Origin of the sequence: uncultured Arcobacter sp. (assembly GCF_937982575.1) — a bacterium.
Lineage (GTDB): Bacteria > Campylobacterota > Campylobacteria > Campylobacterales > Arcobacteraceae > Arcobacter.
The window spans coordinates 73,483-95,588 of sequence record NZ_CALJLR010000009.1 but is presented as its reverse complement, the minus strand read 5'-3'; the positions used below and the strand labels follow the sequence as shown (position 1 = coordinate 95,588).

At 30.4% G+C, this 22,106-nt stretch carries 19 protein-coding genes; 4 read left to right on the top strand and 15 right to left on the bottom strand.

The annotated features are described in order from the left end of the window. Positions 1–52: 52 nt before the first annotated feature. From Q0617_RS08830 to gltB, 15 genes are all read right to left on the bottom strand, one after another. On the bottom strand, positions 53–1,294 hold the full coding sequence (locus Q0617_RS08830; RefSeq protein WP_298752548.1) for an O-antigen ligase family protein: 1,242 nt from the start codon (positions 1,292–1,294) through the stop codon (positions 53–55). After that, complete coding sequence (locus tag Q0617_RS08825) at positions 1,295–2,143, bottom strand: glycosyltransferase (protein ID WP_298752547.1); 849 nt, start codon at positions 2,141–2,143, stop codon at positions 1,295–1,297. Between the two features lie 10 nt (positions 2,144–2,153). Continuing rightward, positions 2,154–2,819, bottom strand: coding sequence for a class I SAM-dependent methyltransferase (locus Q0617_RS08820; RefSeq protein ID WP_298752545.1), 666 nt, complete (start codon positions 2,817–2,819; stop codon positions 2,154–2,156). Next, complete coding sequence (gene rfbB, locus Q0617_RS08815; RefSeq protein WP_298752543.1) at positions 2,813–3,850, bottom strand: dTDP-glucose 4,6-dehydratase; 1,038 nt, start codon at positions 3,848–3,850, stop codon at positions 2,813–2,815. Before rfbB ends, Q0617_RS08820 begins: the two co-directional genes overlap by 7 nt. 14 nt (positions 3,851–3,864) lie before the next feature. Continuing rightward, positions 3,865–4,770: a dTDP-4-dehydrorhamnose reductase gene (gene rfbD / locus Q0617_RS08810; RefSeq protein WP_298752542.1), complete on the bottom strand. Its 906-nt coding sequence runs from the start codon at positions 4,768–4,770 to the stop codon at positions 3,865–3,867. Further along, a complete protein-coding gene (gene rfbC / locus Q0617_RS08805) occupies positions 4,733–5,308 on the bottom strand; it encodes a dTDP-4-dehydrorhamnose 3,5-epimerase (protein WP_298752540.1) in 576 nt (191 codons plus the stop codon). Before rfbC ends, rfbD begins: the two co-directional genes overlap by 38 nt. Next, the gene (gene rfbA / locus Q0617_RS08800) at positions 5,308–6,198 is read right to left on the bottom strand and encodes a glucose-1-phosphate thymidylyltransferase RfbA (RefSeq protein ID WP_298752536.1); all 891 of its coding nucleotides are present in this window, start codon (positions 6,196–6,198) and stop codon (positions 5,308–5,310) included. The genes rfbC and rfbA overlap by 1 nt, the downstream gene beginning before the upstream one ends. Before the next feature lie 33 nt (positions 6,199–6,231). Next, entirely contained in the window at positions 6,232–7,242 is a 1,011-nt protein-coding gene (locus tag Q0617_RS08795) for a glycosyltransferase family 9 protein (protein WP_298752533.1), read from the bottom strand. 10 nt (positions 7,243–7,252) lie between these two features. Next, on the bottom strand, positions 7,253–8,023 hold the full coding sequence (locus Q0617_RS08790; protein WP_298752531.1) for an RIO1 family regulatory kinase/ATPase: 771 nt from the start codon (positions 8,021–8,023) through the stop codon (positions 7,253–7,255). Next, positions 8,016–8,933 carry a lipid A biosynthesis acyltransferase gene (locus Q0617_RS08785; protein ID WP_298752529.1) on the bottom strand — a complete coding sequence of 306 codons (918 nt, stop codon included), beginning with the start codon at positions 8,931–8,933 and terminating at the stop codon, positions 8,016–8,018. The genes Q0617_RS08790 and Q0617_RS08785 overlap by 8 nt, the downstream gene beginning before the upstream one ends. Next, the gene (waaC, locus tag Q0617_RS08780) at positions 8,923–9,936 is read right to left on the bottom strand and encodes a lipopolysaccharide heptosyltransferase I (protein WP_298752527.1); all 1,014 of its coding nucleotides are present in this window, start codon (positions 9,934–9,936) and stop codon (positions 8,923–8,925) included. Before waaC ends, Q0617_RS08785 begins: the two co-directional genes overlap by 11 nt. A gap of 3 nt (positions 9,937–9,939) precedes the next feature. Next, positions 9,940–11,409, bottom strand: coding sequence for a Ppx/GppA phosphatase family protein (locus Q0617_RS08775; protein WP_298752525.1), 1,470 nt, complete (start codon positions 11,407–11,409; stop codon positions 9,940–9,942). Between the two features lie 3 nt (positions 11,410–11,412). Further along, positions 11,413–11,667, bottom strand: a complete 255-nt coding sequence (locus Q0617_RS08770; protein WP_298752523.1) for a YfhL family 4Fe-4S dicluster ferredoxin — start codon at positions 11,665–11,667, stop codon at positions 11,413–11,415. A gap of 175 nt (positions 11,668–11,842) precedes the next feature. Then, positions 11,843–13,216 (bottom strand): glutamate synthase subunit beta, encoded by a 1,374-nt coding sequence (locus tag Q0617_RS08765; protein WP_298752522.1) that lies wholly within the window; start codon positions 13,214–13,216, stop codon positions 11,843–11,845. 1 nt (position 13,217) lies between these two features. Continuing rightward, complete coding sequence (gltB, locus tag Q0617_RS08760) at positions 13,218–17,654, bottom strand: glutamate synthase large subunit (protein ID WP_298752521.1); 4,437 nt, start codon at positions 17,652–17,654, stop codon at positions 13,218–13,220. Positions 17,655–17,932: 278 nt separating this feature from the next. On the opposite strand from gltB, the gene Q0617_RS08755 reads away from it, so the two are divergent. The 4 genes from Q0617_RS08755 to Q0617_RS08740 all read left to right on the top strand — a co-directional run bounded on the left by Q0617_RS08755 (position 17,933) and on the right by Q0617_RS08740 (position 22,064). Then, complete coding sequence (locus Q0617_RS08755; protein ID WP_298752519.1) at positions 17,933–18,928, top strand: TRAP transporter substrate-binding protein; 996 nt, start codon at positions 17,933–17,935, stop codon at positions 18,926–18,928. A 161-nt stretch (positions 18,929–19,089) separates the two neighbouring features. Next, on the top strand, positions 19,090–20,148 hold the full coding sequence (locus tag Q0617_RS08750) for a TRAP transporter substrate-binding protein (protein WP_298752517.1): 1,059 nt from the start codon (positions 19,090–19,092) through the stop codon (positions 20,146–20,148). Between the two features lie 12 nt (positions 20,149–20,160). Further along, entirely contained in the window at positions 20,161–20,784 is a 624-nt protein-coding gene (locus tag Q0617_RS08745; RefSeq protein WP_298752515.1) for a TRAP transporter small permease, read from the top strand. Then, the gene (locus tag Q0617_RS08740) at positions 20,781–22,064 is read left to right on the top strand and encodes a TRAP transporter large permease subunit (RefSeq protein ID WP_298752513.1); all 1,284 of its coding nucleotides are present in this window, start codon (positions 20,781–20,783) and stop codon (positions 22,062–22,064) included. Before Q0617_RS08745 ends, Q0617_RS08740 begins: the two co-directional genes overlap by 4 nt. The last annotated feature ends 42 nt before the right edge of the window (positions 22,065–22,106 follow it).

The window sequence follows — 22,106 nt, the reverse complement described above, 5'->3', positions numbered from 1 at the left end:
AAAAGGTTATGGGCAAAAAGACAAATATAAATTCATAGCTATTGAAAAGCATTTAGTTTATATTCTTTTCAATTTTTTCAAAATAAGCTATCTTCATAAAAACTGAAGAGAATAGAACAAAAAAAACGAGAGATGTATTTAAATGAAAAGTCAAACCTATCATTGACCATAAAATATATACTCCTATAAATAATAATTTTAAATTAAAATAAACCCATGATTGAATTTTTATTTTTATAAAAAAATAAAAAATACTTAAAAAAAGAAGAAATCCTACTATACCCAACTGAACTAAATATTGTACAAAGGCATTATGATAATCAACATAATGAAATACTCCATTGGTACTCATAAAGGATTCTAACTGATATCTTTTTATATCTTCTTTTGAGTTCTGTGCTTCATCTCCAATCCCAGTCCCCATTAAAGGAGATGATAAAAAATTCTCACTTCCTATTTTCCACAATGCAATTCTTGCAGGCAGTGAACCACGATAATTATTTTCATAAACCATTTTTTTCATATCAAGAAGTGCAGTATCCATTCTACTTTTAAATACTGGACTTATATTATATGCAGCAATAAAAAAAAGTAGTGCCCCTAAAAGTGAAACAAATATTGCTCTAAATTTACATTTAATATTAAAAAAACCAATTATTATAATTCCAATAAAAAAAATTACTTGACCAGTTCGACCACCATTAATAAATAAATTTGAAACTGCTGTAAAAAAGTAAATTAAATAAAAAATACGCCATTTAATATTTGTTATTAACATAATTTTATACATTAGAATAAATATGGTGAATGCAAGTAATGCACTATAGCTGGTATGATCTAAAAAGGGGCTAGGGTCATTTGGACTTACCCCTTCCTTTGTCCAAAATTCAAAGAAAATTCCATATGATATAATTTCACTAATAAACATACCTGCTAAAAAGCTAGAAAAGATATATTTAATATACTTTTTATCCAAAGAAGTATAAATAACAATAATAAGAAATAAATGCCAATATTTTTTTAAATAACTTAAAGCAAAAAAAGTATCAGAGCTCCAAAAAACAGATAAAACACTAAAACTAATAAAAGCTATTAAAGATAGAATTAATGTATTGTTTTTTATTGCATAATACTTTTCTTTATAATTAGCATCAAGTAGCCAAAATAAGATAAGAAGACCACCAAAAAGTGAAATTCCAGCTTTTGAAATAGGTAAGCAAAAAGCATATGCAACAATAAAATAGTTTAATATAAATTTATAATTTATTTTTCTTAATGTCAATGTTAAACTCAACTATTCACCTTCCTTATTAATACCATTTTTACAATAGAAAAAATTTTCTTTTTTATTCTTTTCCATAATAGCTCTGTTTATTGCACCCTCATCATTACCAAATCTTTTTTTATGATAAATATGTGCAATATTAGCAACATTTCTACACGACTTTAATTCAACTCCAACTTCTCTAAATCTCCAACTTGGGTCTACATCTTCCCCCTCACAAGGCAAAACAAATGTTTCATCAAAACCATTGATTTTTAAGAAGTCCTCTTTAAAACAAGAGAAGTTACACCCTACTATGTGTCTTACATATCTTTTATGGATTAATTTACTTATCCAGCTATTAGGAGAAAAAGTTAATCCATCTTCAGGATGCCGTACATCATCTTTTAATAATGTAGGTAAATACCATAAAAAGTTTTTTCCAATTTTAGATACCTTTAATTCTCTCTGTTTTACTCTCTCACTTATCTTTTCACCCATTTCAAACCGTTTACCACATAAAACCATGTTTTGCTGTGCACTTTTTAAATGTCCTTCAATAAATGTAGAGTAAGGAACACAATCACCATCAATAAAAATTAAATACTCATTTGACGCAGCAACAATCGCTCTGTTGAGAGCTCTGTTTTTTCTCCATCCTATATCTTCTTGAAATAAATGTTGTATATTTAAGTTTTCATATCTTTGTTGAGCAATAGGAATATACTCGGACATCTCTTTACTGTCACCATCTTCTGATACAATAACTTCATTAGGAACAATTGTTTGTTCAGATAAACTCTCTAAAATTATATCTAGACTTTTGGTATCTTTGTATACTGAAATTATTATGCTACATTTAGGTAAATTATTTTTCATCAATTCTCTTTTATTTAACTTTTGCAGTAATACCAAATTGCCAGATATTAATAGATCTGAAAACTTTAGGTGTAATAAGATACCTTATTTTCTTCAAAACCCTTTTTAATGGTTTGTTTTTATAATCAACAGTATTTTCGATTTTTAAAACTTCATAACCACAATCAGCTAAAAGCTTTTTCATCGTTGTTTCTGTAAAAAATCGAATATGTGTAACATCTAAAATTCCTTGATCTTTATATTCAAATTTATCTTTAAAAATCAAATCAATTAATACACTTCTATGTCTGATGTTAGGTAGTGAAACTACAATAATACCATTTTCAGTTAATAACTCTTTAGTCATAATTAATACTTCCCAAGGATCATACATATGTTCTAATACATCATTAAAAACTATTAAGTCAAAATATTTTTTTGATAAGCCTGGCGTATCTGTAGTAAGATAATCATTAATAAAATAATCTAAATTAGTTTCTGCTTGTTTTATTAAGATTTCATTATTATCTGGTTCAATTCCCCATGTCTCTTTTAAAGAAGGAAATGTTTCTTTCAATAACTTCGAATGTTTAGCTTCTCTACAACCAACTTCAAGTGAAGTCTTTGGAGAATTAGTTATAAATCTAATCATTTCATTACGATCTGCACCCTCGGAATATTGAGCTTTAATTAACATAGTTTTCCTTTATATTTCTCCAAATACCACTCAATGGTTTTGACAATTCCACTGTCAAAATTCTCATCTGCTTTCCAAGCAAGTTCATTTTCTAACTTCGTTGCATCAATTGCATAGCGTCTATCATGACCTGCTCTATCTTCTACGAATGTAATAAGCTTTTTATATGACTTCTCTGAAGGAACCTTTTCATCCAGTATTTCACAAATTTTATTTACAATTTGCAGATTTGTTCGCTCATTTCTTCCACCAATATTATAGGTTTCACTGTTTTTACCTGTATGATAAACCATATCAATCCCTTTACAATGATCAAGCACATACAACCAATCCCGTATATTTTTTCCATCACCATAAATTGGTATAGGTTCATTTGCCAATGCTTTTCTTATAATTGTAGGGATGAGTTTTTCATCATGTTGTTTTGGACCATAGTTATTTGAGCAATTTGTAATAACGGTATTTAACCCATACGTTTCATTATAGGCACGAATAATCATATCACTACTTGCTTTACTGGCACTGTAAGGGGAATTTGGAGCATACGGTGTAGTTTCTGTAAATAACTCTTTTGGGTTTTCAGAAAGTGTCCCATACACTTCATCGGTTGAAATATGATGAAATCGACAATTTTTATATTGCTCGTTATAAATAAATGGCTTTTCCATCCAATATTTATATGCAACATCAATCAGGGTAAAAGTACCATTAACATTGGTTTGTACAAATATGCCTGGATTTTTAATAGAGTTATCAACATGAGATTCTGCTGCAAAGTGAATGACTCCTTGAATATTATATTCACTGAATATAAACTCCACGAGTTCACGGTTACAAATATCCCCTTTGATAAACTTATAACGTGCATTATCTTCACACTCTTTTAAATTTTCTAAGTCTCCTGCATAGGTGAGTAAATCTAAATTGATGATATTATAGTTTTTATATCTGTCTAAAAAGTATGGGACAAAGTTACTGCCAATAAAACCCGCACATCCTGTTACTAAAATTGATTTATTATTATCAAACATTATTTGCTATACTCCTACTTTCTCTCATTTAATCTTTTAAGGCAATCATCTAAACCATCTTTCCAAAAGGGAATTTCAATATCAAAAGTAGATTTTATCTTTGCTTTATTTAATACAGAATAATGAGGTCTTACAGCTTTAGTAGGATATTGATAAGTTTCAAGTGGTTTAATACCACATTTTATTTTGGCCATTTTCATAATCTCTTTAGCAAAATCATACCACGATAAGACACCTTCATTTGAATAATGGTATACCTCTACATTCTTATTTTTAATTTGGGGAAGAATATCTAAAATAGTTTTTGCCAAATCTTTGGCATATGTTGGTGTTCCAACTTGATCAAATATTACACCTAAACCATCTCTCTGTTTTCCAAGTCTCAACATTGTTTTAACAAAATTATTCCCATAAAAAGAGTAGACCCACGATGTTCTTATAATAATAGAGTCTGAGGGATTCACTTCTTGCATTGCTTGTTCACCATCAAGTTTTGTTTTACCATACACTCCATTAGGATTAGTAGTATCACTCTCTTTATAAGGAGTGCAATTTGTTCCATCAAAGACATAGTCCGTTGAAATATGTATCAGGACAATACTCTTTTCTTTTGCAAGAGAAGCTAAGTTTTTAACAGCAAAATGATTTATTTCATCTGCTATTTCAAAATCATCTTCTGCATTATCAACTGCAGTATATGCGGCACAATTGATAATAACTTCAATATTTTTTGCCTCTAAAAGTGCCTTCACATCTTCTTTATTTGATATGTCTAAGTCATCTTTAGAAGTAAAAAAGAAATTATATTTATATTGAGGTGCAAGTTCTTTAATTTCACTGCCAAGCTGTCCATTAGAACCTGTAACTAAAATATTTAAAACATCAGACATAGTAATTAACTCCAAAGTCAAATAAGTCATTGGTTTGACTTAACTTAGGTTGTACTCTATCTTTAGGAGACAACTGTAGCTCTTCATGTGGGATTCTCCAATCGATATTTAAATCACTGTCATCAAAAGCAATTCCTCTGTCACACTCAGGACTGTAGTAGTTATCCACCTTATAAGCAAAGGTACACGTTTCACTTAAAACCACAAACCCATGAGCAAAGCCTCTTGGAATAAGAAGTTGTCGTTTATTTTCACCGCTTAACTCCACAGCCACATGTTGGCCGAAGGTTGAACTCTCTTTTCGTATATCCACAGCCACATCTAAAACTTTTCCCTCAATTACTCGTACAAGTTTTGTTTGTGCATGAGGAGCCAATTGATAGTGTAAACCTCGTAAAACACCTCGTGAACTTTTAGATTCATTGTCTTGAGAAAAGTTGATTGTATATCCTAAAAACTCTTCTAACTTATCTGATCGAAATGTTTCTACAAAGTATCCTCTCTCATCACCATGAACAATAGGTTCACAAATCACTACATCTGAAATTTCTGTTCGTATAAACTGCACTACTTAATTCCTCGTCCTTGATTCGCCCGTGTAATTAAATACTGCCCATACTGATTCTTTCTTAGTGGTTCTGCTAGTTCTAAAAGCTTCTCTTTTGTAATATATCCCATCTCATAAGCAATCTCTTCTAAACATGCCACTTTAAGGCTCTGTCTGTTTTCAATGGTTTGAATAAATGATGAGGCTTCAAGTAAGCTCTCATGAGTTCCTGTGTCCAACCATGCATACCCTCTTCCCATCAACTCTACTTTTAATCGCTCTTCATTTAAATAGTCTTGATTCAAAGTTGTGATTTCTAACTCACCTCGTGCAGATGGCTTGACGTTTTTTGCTTTTTTAACCACATCATTAGGATAAAAATATAGTCCTACAACTGCATAGTTTGATTTTGGTTCCTCAGGTTTTTCTTCAATAGAGATAACATCTCCATTTTCATTAAACTCTGCAACTCCATATCGTTCAGGGTCTTTAACGTAGTACCCAAACACAGTTGCTTTGTTTTCATCTTTTACGTTTTGTACAGATTGTGCTAAAAGTTTTGTCATGCCATGACCATAGAAAATATTATCACCTAGTACCAAGCAGGCATCATCACCATTTAAAAACTCTTCTCCTAAGATAAAGGCTTGTGCTAATCCATCAGGACTTGGCTGCTCTACATAAGAAAATTTCATTCCTAAGTTAGTTCCATTTCCTAAAAGGTCTTCAAATCGTGGTAAATCATGAGGTGTAGAGATGATAAGAATCTCTTTAATTCCTGCAAGCATTAAAACTGAAAGTGGATAATATATCATAGGTTTATCATAAATAGGAACAAGTTGTTTTGATACACCTTTTGTAATTGGATACAATCGTGTACCGCTTCCACCTGCTAATATAATTCCCTTCATATCTCTCTTCTTTCTTTTATATAGTTATTTATTTTATAATATGTTTGCTAAAGATAACCTATTAATGACTTTTTCAGGTGTAATTTTTTCCATACATTCATTAAATTGACACTCTTTCATTACTTCAGTTTTATAACATGGACTGCAAGGAAGATTTGCCTTAATAACTTCAACTTGATTGAAGGGTGTTTTATATGGACCGGTTTCTTCACTTGGTGTAGGACCAATAAGACAAAAAACGGGTGTATTAACAGCTGATGCAATATGAGCTGTCCCTGTATCTGTAACTACCAAAGCCTTTGCATGTTCTACCACGCTTATCATCATGGGAATACTCATTTTACTTACTAAATCTATCACATTCTTACTATATGGTTTTAAAGGTTCAAAAAAAGCCTCTTCTCCTTTAGCTCCAATTAATACAACTGGCATGTTATTGGGAACCAGCGACAAAAGTTTTTTCCAATGTTTATGAGGCCAGGCTCTATAGTTTAAGCCTTTTTTTCTGTTATGTGAATTACTAGGACTAAATACAAGATATTTATCAGGTAAATTAAACCTATTTTTAACCTCTTCAAAATTAGCACCAAAAAGTTTTGGAAATGATTTATTCATATTTTCTTGGGAAATTGAACTTTTATAAAACTCTTTACAAATTTCAACCATATGTGTTTTTGTAATATGGATTTCTTCAGAAAACCATCCTGATTTTTTTTTAGCTTCTACTTTTTCTACCAAAGACTTAAACTGTTTTCCCATCTCAAAATTAATCAAAAGATCATAAGGATAATTTCTAGAGTGCTTAATAAGTGCCTGTTTTTGAGGACTTAATAAAATAGGAAACTTTTTATGCTTTAAAAAAAATAATTGATTAACCCGTGGATCGTTTTTAAATAATTGCGCATTTATAGGTGTTGTCAAAAAATCAATCTGTGTATTTTCTCCATACTCATAACGTAAAGCATCGATGACTGAAGTAGAATAAACTAAATCACCTAAAGCTCCACATCTTATAATTAATACTTTTTTAATTTTTTGTTCCATTTTAACTCTTTTATAATGATTTTAAAATTTTTAGAAGTTTGGAAAATCCTTTTACATCACTGCCCAATACTTTTTTTATAAACTTTAGTTCACTTAAATAGATTAAAAAAGAGGTTTTATTAGCTATATTTTTCAATTTTTTAAGAACCTCTTTATTTCCACTTAACTCAACATACTTTCGAATAACATAATTATAATCCAAATCAAAGTTAACCCGTATTTTTACAAAAGAGAGTAGTAAAAGTGTAAAGTCACGAAACTGTAAAACCTTTATGTCAATATTAGGATTAAAACTCTCTTCCAAGTCAATTGCATACACTTTAGCCTCTTTATATGTAAAATTTCGAGTTTGTGCCCCTCCATGATACAGCCCTACTTTATGTATTTTTGCCAATTCAAAAAGTAGTTTATCCATATAATAGTACATCTTCTCTTCACTAATAGATTTATCTCGTGTAAGTGTATTAAGTGTCTCGCCACAATCTTCTAAAATAAAAAACTCATCATTTTTATAAATAACTGCAGGGGTATTGATGCCGTGTGCACGAAAGATATCAAGTTTTGAAGTTTCATGTTCAATACATTGAACTCCTGTTTTACTCTCTGAGGGTATCAAGGCATCAAATGGAAATAGAAAATAAAAAAAGCGATGATTCCATTTTGATTGAGTAGCTCGTGCTTTTTTGACCCAATATTTCTCATTTTTATAAGTTATACTGAAAATTTCATGGGGATTTGTGATAACCTCTTCTTTTGCAACTTCAATCAATGACTTATGCATTTTGATTCTTTTTATACATATATTCATGATATTTCTTAAAACGTTTATGTTGCCAAAACCAAAAATCTGGCACTTCAAGAATTTGTTTACTTATTATATCTGTTTGCATTTGAGTAAGTTCATCTACATGATTATCTGTTTTAAACTCTAAAGTTCTTATATCAATAGGTTCGCATACCTTGATTGTATAGTTTCTAAAATCATTACACAATGTAAAAATAGGAATAATAATCGCATCAAACTTCAATGCCAATCGTGAGGTTACGTCCGTTGCTATATCTTTATGTCCCAAAAATTCAACTTCTGAACCACGACCAATGTGTTGATCAATTACTACTGTGACTGCTTTATTTTCTTTAAATGCTTTTATCATTCCTTTTGCAGCCTCTTTTTTTTCAAGCATAGTAATATTGTTTCGACCTCTAACTTCTTCATAGAGTTTGTGAATATGTGGATTATCCATTTTACGATTAACTACGGCTAGTTTTCCAAACTTCAAGGCAACATAAGGCAAAGACAATTCCCATCCCCCATAGTGTGCTGTCATATATATGATTTTTCTTTTATCTTTAATTGCTTTTTCAATAATTTCAGCATTGATAACATCTGCTTTCTCAAGTATCTTATCTTTTTTCAATGTTTGATTTTCCATATACTCATACATATTAAAAATTAATGATTTATAAGAGTTGTAAAGAATCTCATGCTTTCTATTTATGTCTAAACTATCACCATAAACTAAATCTAAATTAGCCATTGCTATTTGGTTGTGTTTTTTATTAAATTTAAAGACTAATGAAACTAATATTTCAAGAAGTTTTTTCATTACACATCTAGGCATAATTAAAAATATAAATTGAAATAATCGGTAAAGAAAATACCGAAAATAGTCCTTAATCTTACGCTTCATTCAATAATCTCTTAACCATATTTATAATCTTTTGTTCATCAATATCAATAATAGAAAAATCTTCCCTATTTAGTTTTAAAGGATTTACATCACTACTTGATTCAATAACTTTATTTATGTTTGTTTGATATGTATTTCTATACCCTGGTGTATTTCCAAAAAGTGTTATAGAGGGTATATTTAATGCCCAAGCCATATGCGTAGGACCAGTATCGTTTCCTACAATTAAATCACACCTACTAACCAAAGCTTTTAAACTATTTAAATCCAATTTGGGAAGAACCTTTCCTTTTGAAATATTTGATATAAAACTTGCATTATTTTTTTCAGAATCACTTCCCCAAACAATTAAACAATTTTCATCTAAATTATCTATTATTTTAGCAAACTTTTCTTTAGGGTATATCTTACTTTGCCAACTTGCGCCAATAACAAATAATATATTCTTCTTTTTATCATCTAAAAAATCATAAATAATAGGATCTTCATCTTTATAAAATAAAAAAGGCTCTTTTTCTAAAATCATTTTTGATCTTATATCAAAACCTAAAGGGTCAGATAACACTTTTACATTTCTATCAATTGTATTTTCATCATAAGCTATTGATACTTTTTTATTATAAAAAGTTGAGGCACATTTTTCTCTAATAGAGTTTTTATCAAAGCCTGCTACATTTTTACCTAGTAGTTTTGATACTATTGCTGATTTTATTAAACCTTGTGCATCTATTACTAAGTCATAACTATTTTTTGAATAGTTTTTGATTAATTTTATTTGATTAAAAATTTCAAGTTTATTCTTTTTTATTGATTTTAGATTTACTTTATATATATTATTGATGTGAGGATTATTTTCTAAAACTTGTGCAAAGCTCTCTTCTACAAACCAATCTATCAAAATATCTGGATAGTTGTTTTTAATAAATTGTAAGGCAACCATAGAGTGAATAATATCACCCATTGCTGAGAGTTTTACAATTGCTAATCTTTTTATTTGATTCATAAACTACTTTATTTTGATTTTTACACCCTTAGGCATTTGCAATCTATCTAGTTCACTTTTAACTAAATAAATATCTTCTTGCATTTCAATATGTAGTTTACTATTTTTTAATTTATACTCTACTTTTGGAGAAGATAGGTCTTGATTTATTAGAAGATTTAAAGAGATCATAAAAGATAACCATTGCATTACTTCAAGGGAAGGAAGAAGTAACTCATATTTATGAATATCTGCTTGTAATGGCAATGATTTTTTTGAAAACTTTATAATATGTGCAACTATTATTCTAGAGCTATGTGAAATATCATAATTCAATCCATTTAAGATAAAATCTGCTGTATTATCATTTCCCTTATAATAGTTTAAACTATTTCCAATTGAGTGTAATTTAGATGCAATTACAAGTAAAGTTCTATACTTATCATCTAAATCATGAAGGGGCTTTAAGGCATCAAATATTTTTGAGGCATTAGAACCATTGTATGAACTTATTTTGCCATCAACTTCAAATCTATCTAACAGACTTCTAACACTTACATTAAAATTACTTGGAAACTTACAATTTGAGTTTCTTAATAAATCAGTTAAATAAACACCTTCTCTTACCCCTGCACCAGAAGTAATTACTTGTTGGGTATTTAACTCATTTAAAATAGTACTAAATATGAAAGTTCCCTCTTTGATAGTATCAAATCTCTCTTTTTTTACACCAATTATTTTTAATGTATTAGTATTCTTTGCATTAAGTATAGAGTCAAATATATAGTTATTTATAGCAACATTATAAGTAAAGCCATGTATAACATCTAGTGGATAGCTACTTTTTTTCATTACTACTTTACTTAAAGCTCTTATACTACCTCCAATACCTATTACTGTGCTTGGTATTTCATAACCACAAGCTTTTAGCTCTTCTAGTTTATTTAGTATATACTTTTGTGCACCAGTAATATCATTTTTATTAAAGAATAATTCACTTAATCTTACTGTTCCTATATCCAAAGATATTACATGCTCAATATTTCTATTTTTTACTATTGCAAACTCTGTTGAACCACCACCAATATCAACTGTTACAAAATCATTGCAATCTATAAGGTTTAAAGCTGCCACTCCACCATAATAAGCCTCTTTAGCACCTTCAATTACTTTAATATCAAGACCTAATTCATTTTTTACTTTATTTACAAAAATTTTAGAGTTGGGGGCATCTCTCATAGCAGAGGTTGCTACGCAGAATATTTTTCTAGATTTTAAAGATTTTGAAATACTTAAAAATGATTTCAAAGCATTATATGCTCTTTGCATGGGAACTTCTTGTAGGTTCCCACCATTTTCATAAGAGCCTTCTGAAATCTTTACTCTAGCTTTTGTTTCATTTACAAGGTGAAAGGAGAATCGGCTGCTTTTTTCCATTACAACCATACGCATTGAGTTAGACCCAATGTCTATAACAGTTGTAACTTTAGCCATTTGTTATACCTCTTCTTCCTCTAACTGTTTAAATTTGAATCTTAATTCTTCCATTGTTTCTTGATTGTCTGGGTCAACTATAATACAATCTACTGGACAAACTTCAACACATGCTGGTTCTTCATAATGACCAACACACTCTGTACATCTATCTGAGTCTATTATATAAATTGGATCCCCTTCTTCGATTGCAGTATTAGGACACTCTTCTCTACAAGCATCACACGCAATACACTCATCCGTAATTATTAAAGACATATTAACTTCCCCATTTTTTAAATTAAATTATGGAGTTATAACCTAATATTTATTAATAATTTCTTTAATTACAACAATATTTTATATAGTTTCAATAATAATAAGAAATTTAAAGAGTTTTAAAGGTTGGGAACTATTTATTTTAGTATATGAGAGTATTAAATACTCTCATATTTTATGCAAGATTTGAAACAATAACTTTTGCAGCTTCTCTACCATCAAGTGATGCTGTTACAGCTAAATGGGCACCTCTTTGACAATCACCACCTGCAAATACTTTTTTATTTGAGGTTACGTAATTACTTGTATCTACGCCACCCCAAGAGTTTGTATTTACACCTAATTCATTAAAAAATGCAGGAACTTCTGGTTTAAAACCTAATGCAAGAATAATTACATCAGCCTCTTCAAAATATTCACTACCTTCATTAATAACTACTTTTTGTCTTCCTGATTCATCAGGTTCACTCATTGATGTAGTTAATAATTCAATTTTAACGGCTTTTCCATCTTCAACCACAAAAGATTTAGGTGATACATTAAATAGATATTCTACACCCTCTTCTTTTGCATTTACAACCTCTTTTTTAGACCCAGGCATATTTGCTTCATCTCTTCGGTAAAGACATTTAACAGTTCTAGCACCTTCCCTAACAGATGTTCTCACACAGTCCATAGCAGTATCACCACCACCAATAACTATAACATTCTTATCAGTTACATCAATAAACTTTTCAGTTGTATTACCAAAGTTTCTTTTTTGAATACCTGTTAAAAAATCCATAGCCAAATGAACATTAGAAGACTTTTCACCCTCTATTCCTATATAATTACCTAAAGTTGCTCCAACTCCTAAATAAATTGCATCAAACTCTTTTTCTAAATCTTTTGCAGCTTTATCTTTTCCAATTTCACAATTCAAGTGTAGTTTCATACCAGCACTAATTAGCCAGTCAACTCTTCTTTGAACTGCATTTTTGTCAAGTTTAAAACCTGGAATTCCATAAGTTAAAAGACCACCTGCTCTATCAGATCTTTCAAATAACTCTACACCAATACCACGTCTTAAAAGAAATGTTGCTGCAGATAATCCACTAGGTCCTGAACCTATTATTGCTACTTTTTTATCACTTGTAACACCTGGATATTTTGGTTCCATTCCATTTTCAAAAGCTTTTTCACTAATATAAGTTTCAATAGCTCCAATAGATATTGCACCATGTCCAGTATTTAAAGAACAGGCACCTTCACATAAAACATCTTGTGGACAAATTTTTCCTAAAATTTCAGGAAAAGGAGATGTCTCATTAGATAAGGCAAATGCCAAGTCTAGATTTTTAGTTGCAGTTTGTTTTAGCCATGCAGGAATATAGTTTCCTAATGGACATCCTGTATGACAATATGGATCTCCACACTGCATACATCTGTCAGCTTGCTCTCTTGCTTTAGTTTTTTCAAAAACTTCGTATATCTCACCAAAATCTTTTAATCTTTGTAAAACATCTCTTTTTTCAGGATTAATTCTTTCAAATTTTGTAAAGTTTAACATCTTAATCTCCCTTATCCGGATCTAATGGTAGCACTGTCATATTTTTTGGTTTTACAAGCCAAAAGTTTCTTATCTCTGCTCTATAGTTCTCTAAAATAAATTGAGTTCTCTCAGATTCAGTCTCGTTTTCATAATCCATTAATAATCTTTTTAAATATAATCTTTCTCTCTCTGTATCATCAGTATCAATTCTAACAGCTTCAATTAACTCTTGATTCATTTTATCTACAAAAGCTTTTTGTGGGTCATATACAAATGCTAATCCACCTGTCATACCAGCACCAAAGTTGATACCTGTATCACCTAATATAACAACAATACCACCTGTCATATATTCACAGGCATTATCTCCTGTTCCTTCTACAACTGCAATACATCCTGAGTTTCTAACTGCAAATCTTTCACCAGCAGCTGCTCTTACATAAAGCTTTCCACCAGTTGCACCATATAAACATGTATTACCTGCACCTGCAAACTCTGGACCTTGGTGCGGAGTATTTACAATAATTTTCCCACCATTCATACCTTTACCAACATAATCATTTGCTGCACCATAAAGATTTAAGTTCATACCTTTTGATAATAAAGCTCCAAATGATTGTCCAGCAATTCCTGTAAGTTCAAAATTAATAGAGTTTTCAGGTAAACCTTTATCTCCATAATATTTTGCGATTTCACCAGAAATCAAAGTACCAAATGATCTATTTAAGTTACAAATAGTCTCTTTAATTTTTATTGGCATTTTAGGATTTTCTATTGTTCTATGTACTTTTTTAAGTAGCTCTTTTTCAAACTCATTTTTATCATATGGTTCATTTTTTTCTTTTTGACAAGTATCAATTCCATCAATTCTTCTTAAAACATTTTGGAAGTCAAATTTTTGTGCAAACTCATCATCAATAATTTTTAATAAATCACTTCTACCAACAATCTCTTCAACAGATTTATAACCCAATGTAGCAAGTATATTTCTTACATCTTCAGCTATAAATGTAAAATAAGAGATAAGTCTTTCAACTGTACCTGTAAAGTGAGCTCTTAAATCTTCATCTTGAGTAGCAACACCAACAGAACATTTATTTGTATGACATATTCTTAAAATCTTACAACCAAGAAGAGTAAGAGCCGCTGTACCAAAACCATATGACTCAGCACCTAACATCGCAGCTTTTACAACATCAAGACCAGTTTTTAAACCACCATCAGTTTGAAGATGCACAGACTCTCTTAAGCTGTTAGCTTTTAAAGCATTGTGAGCTTCAGAAAGTCCCATTTCCCAAGGATTACCCGTATGCTTAATAGATGTAAGAGGAGCAGCTCCTGTTCCACCATCAGCACCAGAGATTACAATTCTATCTGCATATGCTTTTGCAACACCCGCAGCAATTGTTCCAACACCTATAGTTGATACTAATTTAACTGTGATTTTTGCTTCTGTATTAATTTGTTTTAAATCAAATATTAACTGAGCTAAATCCTCAATAGAGTAAATATCATGGTGAGGAGGAGGTGAAATAAGAGTAACACCTGCAACAGTATGTCTCAATGATGCAATTAATGGAGTTACCTTATGACCTGGAAGTTGTCCACCCTCACCTGGTTTTGCACCCTGTGCAACTTTAATTTGAATCTCTTCAGCACTTCTTAAATAACCTGGTGTTACACCAAATCTACCAGAAGCAACTTGTTTGATTTTAGAGTTTTTAATTGTTCCAAATCTTTTTTGGTCTTCACCACCCTCACCTGAGTTACTCATACCACCAATTGTATTCATGGCAGTTGCCATTGCTTCATGAGCTTCAGGAGAGATAGAACCTAAAGACATTGCAGCAGTTGCAAATCTCTTAAATACATCTGCTAAAGGCTCAACTTCACTAATATCAATTGACTTTTTATCTGAATTGAATTCAAAGAAATCTCTAATAAATTTTTTATCTCTTTTATTTACCAATTCTCTTAATTTATCAAAATCGGTAATCTCTTCTTTTTCACTTGCTTGTTTATTGTGCATTGCAAGAGTAGTAGCAGGACCATAATCATGATATTCACCACCATTGATATATTTATAAAAACCACCTAAATTTAGAGGGAACATATAAGTATCATCATAATATGCATTAAAATGAATTTTTTCAATTCTCTCTTCTATATCATCATATGTAAGACCACATAAGTCCGAATGGCTTCCATGGAAACAATCATTGATAATTTCATCACTTAAACCAATTACATCAAATAGTGTAGAGTTTCTGTATGATGCAATCGTACATATACCCATTTTAGACATAATTTTTAATAATCCAGAATTTACAGATTTCTGAGTATTTTTAAGTAATCTTTGCATCTCATATTTTGTAATTTCTTTTCTACCAAAAAGTGAAACAACAGAAGCATACATCATGTATGGATAAATAGCAGTAACACCATATGCAATAAGAACTGCAGCCATATGAGCATCATAAACTTCACCAGTTACAGCTACTATTGATACTTGATGTCTAATTCCTACTTCTAAAAGTCTTTTATTTAAATATCCAACTGCCATAGCTGCTGGAATTATTTTATTATCTTTAGTACCTTTTCTATCATCCAATATTACAACAGATGTATTATCTTCATTTACAGATTTAATAACTTTTAATGCTAAAACTTCCAATGAAGCTTTTAAATCTTTTTTAAATACTGTTGAGAAAACCTTATTTTTATAATAAGAGTTATATCTTGGGTTTGTATTATCCCCAAAAGATCTCAATACATCATATTTTTCTTTCATTAAAATAGGACTTGCTACTTTTAATCTTTTTGCATATTCTGGTTTCTCATCCAAAATATTATGAATAGGTCCAAATCCTGTCTCTAAAGACATCACAACTTTTTCTCTATAAGGGTCAATTGGAGGATTTGTTACTTGTGCAAATTTTTGTCTAAAATAATCAGTAAAATTTCTATTTACTTTTGAAAAACATGCCATTGGAGTATCATCACCCATAGATCCAACTGGTTCTTTACCATCATTTGCCATTGGCTCAATTACTTGGTCTAATACTTCATATGTAATATTAAAATATTTTTGTTTTGTTTCAAGCTCTTTGACTTTATAATCTGTTGTATCTAAGAAAGATTCATCGATATACTCTTGCAAATATTCCATATCTTTAGTTAACCATTGAACATAGTTTTGAGAAGATTTTAGATAATCATTAATATCATCCTCTTTTAAAACTTTTCCATGATTTAAATCTAAACCAATCATTTGACCTGATTGTAATCTACCTCTCTCTAAGATATTATTTTCATCAATTTCTAATGTACCATACTCAGAAGTAATATACATCTTGTGACTTTTTGTAATCACATATTTTGCTGGTCTTAATCCATTTCTATCAATTAAACATCCAATATGTCTACCATCTGTTAAAGATACTGCTGCTGGTCCATCCCAAGCTTCCATTGCAGTAGATACATATTCATAAAATGCTCTTAAATCTGAATCCATTTGTGGTGCATTTTGCCAAGGTGCAGGAACTAACGAACGTGCAGCTTTGAAAAAGTCAACACCATTTGCAATTAAAAATTCAAACATATTATCTAAAGAAGCAGAATCAGATGAACCTATTTGTAAAATAGGTAATATTCTTTGAATCTCTTCATCACTAAATACTTCAGATTTTATTAGTTCTGATTTAACTTCTACATTAAATCTATTTGCTTCAACTGAGTTAATTTCACCATTGTGAGCAATAGATCTAAATGGCTGCGCTAATTTCCATTTTGGAAGAGTATTTGTTGAAAATCTTTGATGAAATAGTGCAAATGAAATTTGAAAGTCTTCATCTCTTAAATCAATATAAAAATGCTTGATATGAGTAGGCATAATCAGCCCTTTATAAGCAATCACTTTTGATGAAAAAGTTGGAATATAAAAATCTTTTTTATCTCTTAATTTATGTTCACACTCTTTTCGTGTAAGATATAGCATAGCATCAAATCTTTTTGATGACATTAAGCTATTTGGTCGCACAAATACTTGTATTATATTTGGTAAACTCTCTAATGCTTGTTCTCCAAGAGCTTCTGTATCAACAGGAACTTTTCTAGTTAATAATACTTTTAAATCATTTTTTTCACAAAAATCTATAAATACATCTAACTCAGAATCTTCTTGCGAAAATATCATAGCTACAGCATAAGATTCTGGTAAATCGATTCCTTCATTAAAAGCAATCTTTCTCATAAATTTATCAGGCATAGATAATAATAAACCAGACCCATCTCCAGTTTTACCATCAGCTGCCACTGCACCTCTGTGCATCATTCGTTCTAGCGAATGGATAGCATCTTCTAAGTTACCATGACTTGGTCTATTTTTTAAATCAGCCATTAAACCAAAACCACAGTTGTCTTTAAAAGATGTTAGTAAATCTAAATTACAACCCATTATTGTCCTTTTAAAATTTTTCCATTTATATTCCATAAAAAGTGGGCTATTGTATAAAATAAATGTTTAAAAAATGGTTAAAATAGACTTTAGAGGGCTAGTATAAAGATGTGTAGAAGTTTTTACTTAATATGTATATAAACAAAATATTCATTTTTTACAAATGCTATTTTATTGCTACGCTAACTTAAAATTTGTTGAATTTATAGGATTAATTACATAACTTTTACATAACTTTTAATTATACTTTTTCTAACTACAAAAACCAAGGAGAATAAATGAAAAAATTAGTAATGAGTGCAGTTGCAACTGCAGTACTAGCAACTTCGGGATTAGCAGCTGAATATACACTTAAGTTTTCACATGTTGTAAGCCCAAATACACCAAAAGGAAAAGCAGCAGACTTTTTTGAAAAAAGATTAGAAGAGCTTTCAGGTGGTAAAATTGATGTTCAAGTTTATCCATCTTCTCAACTTTATAAAGATAATGCTGTTTTAAAAGCTTTAACTTTAAACTCTGTTCAAATGGCAGCTCCATCTTTTTCTAAATTTGGTAAAATTGTTCCTCAATTAGCTCTATTTGATTTACCTTTTCTTTTTAATGATATAGATCATTTACATAGAGTACAAGATAGTCAAGTTGGTAAAAAACTAAAAGGTCTAGTTACAGCAAAAGGATATGTTGCACTATCATTTTGGGATAATGGATTTAAACAATTATCATCTTCTGAAAAACCTTTAATTAAACCTGCTGATGCAGAAGGACAAAAATTTAGAATTATGTCTTCAAAAGTACTTGAAGCTCAATTCCATGCAGTTGGTGCAAACCCTCAAATGATGCCTTTCTCTGAAGTTTATTCTGGTTTACAACAAGGTGTTATTGATGGTCAAGAAAACACTATTTCTAATATCTATACTAAAAAATTCCATGAAGTTCAAAAATATCTAACTATTTCTAACCATGGTTATTTAGGTTATTTAGTTGTTGTTTCTAAAAAATTCTGGGAATCATTACCTTCAGAGTTAAGAAAAGATGTTGCACAAGCTATGATTGAAGCAACTAAAAAAGAAAGAGAATATGCTCAAGAGTTAAATGATTCACAATTTGACAAAATTAAAGAGTATGCAAAAACTACTGGAAAACTTGAAATTTTTGAGTTAACTACAGAACAAAGAAATGCTTGGAAAAAAGCAGTTAGTAAAATTTACCCTGAATTTTACGACGAAGATTTAATTGGTAAAGACTTAATTGAAGGTGCTCTTAGCACTAAATAAGAACTTCCTCTTATATCTTCATGTATCATCGGTATAACCGATGATACATCTACTTAAAAAACTCTACAATTATTACAAAATATTATAAATTTCTATCCCAGAATACATAACATCTACACAACTTTTTATTATAATTTATATATACTATATAAGGAGATAAAATGAAAATTGCTATGAAAAGTTTTGTAAGTATTGCAACTGTTACTTCTTTACTTTTACTCACAGGGTGTGGAGATAGTAAAGTAAATGATTCTAAAGATACGTCTAAAGTAGAATCAAGTACATCTCAATACGTGCTTAAATTTTCACACGTTGTAAGCCCAAATACACCAAAAGGGAAAGCTGCAAACTTTTTTGAAAAAAGGTTAGAAGAGCTTTCAGAGGGGAAGATTGATGTTCAAGTTTATCCATCTTCTCAACTTTATAAAGATAATGCTGTTTTAAAAGCTTTAACTTTAAATTCTGTTCAAATGGCAGCTCCATCTTTTTCTAAGTTTGGTAAAATTGTTCCTCAATTAGCTCTATTTGACTTACCTTTTCTTTTCAATGATATGGGGCACTTACATAGAGTTCAGGATAGTCAAGTAGGAGATAAATTAAAAGATATGATTAATGCAAAAGGTTATGTAGCACTTAACTTTTGGGATAATCACTTTAAACAATTATCATCTTCAAAAAAACCTTTAATTAATCCAGAAGATGCTGCTGGTCAAAAATTTAGAATTATGTCTTCAAAAGTACTTGAAGAACAATTCCATGCTCTTGATGCAAATCCTCAGATGATGCCTTTTTCTGAAGTTTATTCTGGTTTACAACAAGGTGTTATAGATGCAGCTGAAAATCCAATTTCTAACATCTATACAAAAAAATTCCACGAAGTTCAAAAATATCTAACTATTTCAAATCATGGTTATTTAGGTTACCTTGTAGTGATGTCTAAAAAATTCTGGGAAACATTACCTGAAGATTTACAAAAAGATGTTGTTCAAGCAATGAATGAAGCAACACAACAAGAGAGAATCTGGGCTCAAGAATTAAATGATGAGCAATTTGCCTTAATCAAAGATTATGCAAAAAGTACTGGTAAACTTGAAATTTTCAAGTTAACACCTGAACAAAGAGCTGCTTGGAAAAAGGCTGTTAGTAAAATCTATCCTAAATTTTATGATGATAATTTAATTGGAGAAGATTTAATTAACGGTGCTCTTAACACAAAATAAGGGGGAGATACAATGATAAAACTTTTAAGCAAAATCATAGGTCATATTAACCAAAAGATTGCTGCTTTTGGTATAGCAGCAGGAGTTGTTATTGCATTTACTAATGTTATAGCGAGATATGTTTTTGATGCATCATTAACGTGGGCAACAGAACTAACTATTTATCTATTTTTATGGAGTGTTTTTTTTGCAGCAGCATATTGTTTCAAAAAAGATGCACACATTGCAGTTACAATAGTATTAGATAACGTGCCTTCTAGAGTTGCTAAGGGGATGTTGATACTTTCACATACAGCAACATTTATATTTTTAGTAGCGGTTTCATATTATGGAATTCTATATATTACTGAAGTAATTATTCCTTTAGATGAAAGATCTATTGATTTATGGAATATGCCTATGTGGATAATATATCTTGTTATTCCTATTTCATTTGCTTTTGGTGCATTTAGAGTTGCAGAAAGAATTCATGCAATACTTTCTACAAATCATGAAAGAATCCTAAAAGAGAGTGAAGCGGAACAAGTTTTAGCTGGTATGGGAATGGGTGCTAAAGAGAATAAAGACAATGAAAACGTTAAACATCTAAATGAGATGGTTAAAGAAGTCGAAAAGAAAACAGGAGGAATGCTATGAGTGTAGCTGTATTATTTGGATTATTTTTCTTTTTAGTAATAATTGGAGCTCCAATTGCTATTTGTTTAGGAGCTGCAACATTTACTACTATGATGCTATTTACTCCTATTTCTCCTATTGAAATCTCTTCAATGATATTTGAAAAAGTTGAGCATTATTCACTAATGGCTATTCCAATGTTTATTTTAGCTGGTAACTTGCTAAGTAAAGGAAGTGCCGCACAAAGAATTATTGAATTTGCTAAATCAATTGTTGGACACTTACCTGGTGGATTACCAATTTCTGCAATTTTTGCATCTATTATATTTGCTGCAGTTTCAGGAAGTTCTCCTGCAACAGTTGTTGCTATTGGTTCTATTATGTTTGGTGCAATTATGCAAGCTGGTTATCCTAAAAAATATGCTGTTGGTACAATTGCAACTGCTGGTTCGTTAGGGATTTTAATTCCACCTTCTATTGTATTAATCGTATATGGAGTTACTGCTGAAGTTTCTATTGGAAGATTGTTTATGGCAGGTGTTGTTCCTGGTATCATGTTAGGTATTATGATGATGGTTGTAACATATATTGGAGCTGTAAGATTAGGATTTAAAAGAAGTGAGCCAGCACCATTCAAAGAAAGATTACAAAAAATGAAAGACGCTTCATGGGGTCTTATGACAATTGTAATTGTTATTGGTGGTATCTATGGTGGTATATTTACTCCTACTGAAGCTGCTGCAGTTGCTGCTATTTGGGCATTTTTCATCTCTGTATTTGTTTACAAAGATATAAAACTAACTGAGTTTTATACAACTGCTTTAGAATCAGCAAAAACAACTGCAATGATTATGTTTATTATTGCAAATGCTATGTTATTTGCTCACTTCTTAACAATTGAAAATATTCCACAAGGAATCACAGAAGCATTAATTGAAGCAAATGTTGATAAATATATGTTCCTACTTATGGTAAATATTCTGTTAATCATTGCAGGGTCATTTATGGAGCCATCAGCAATTATTATGATTATGGTACCTCTTTTACTTCCTGTTGCTGTTGCTTTAGGAATCGACCCTATTCACTTTGGTATTGTAATTACTATCAATATGGAGTTAGGAATGGTTTCGCCACCTGTTGGACTAAACCTATTTGTAACCTCTGGACTTACAGGGATGTCCATAAAAGATGTTATTGTAGCAACATTGCCTTGGACATTGACAATCTTAGTGGGACTATTATTAGTTACTTATATTCCACAAATAGCTCTATTCTTACCAGACTTAATGTTTGCAGGATAATTGAACTATTGAAAATAAAAAAGGGTGATAAGATATTTCTTA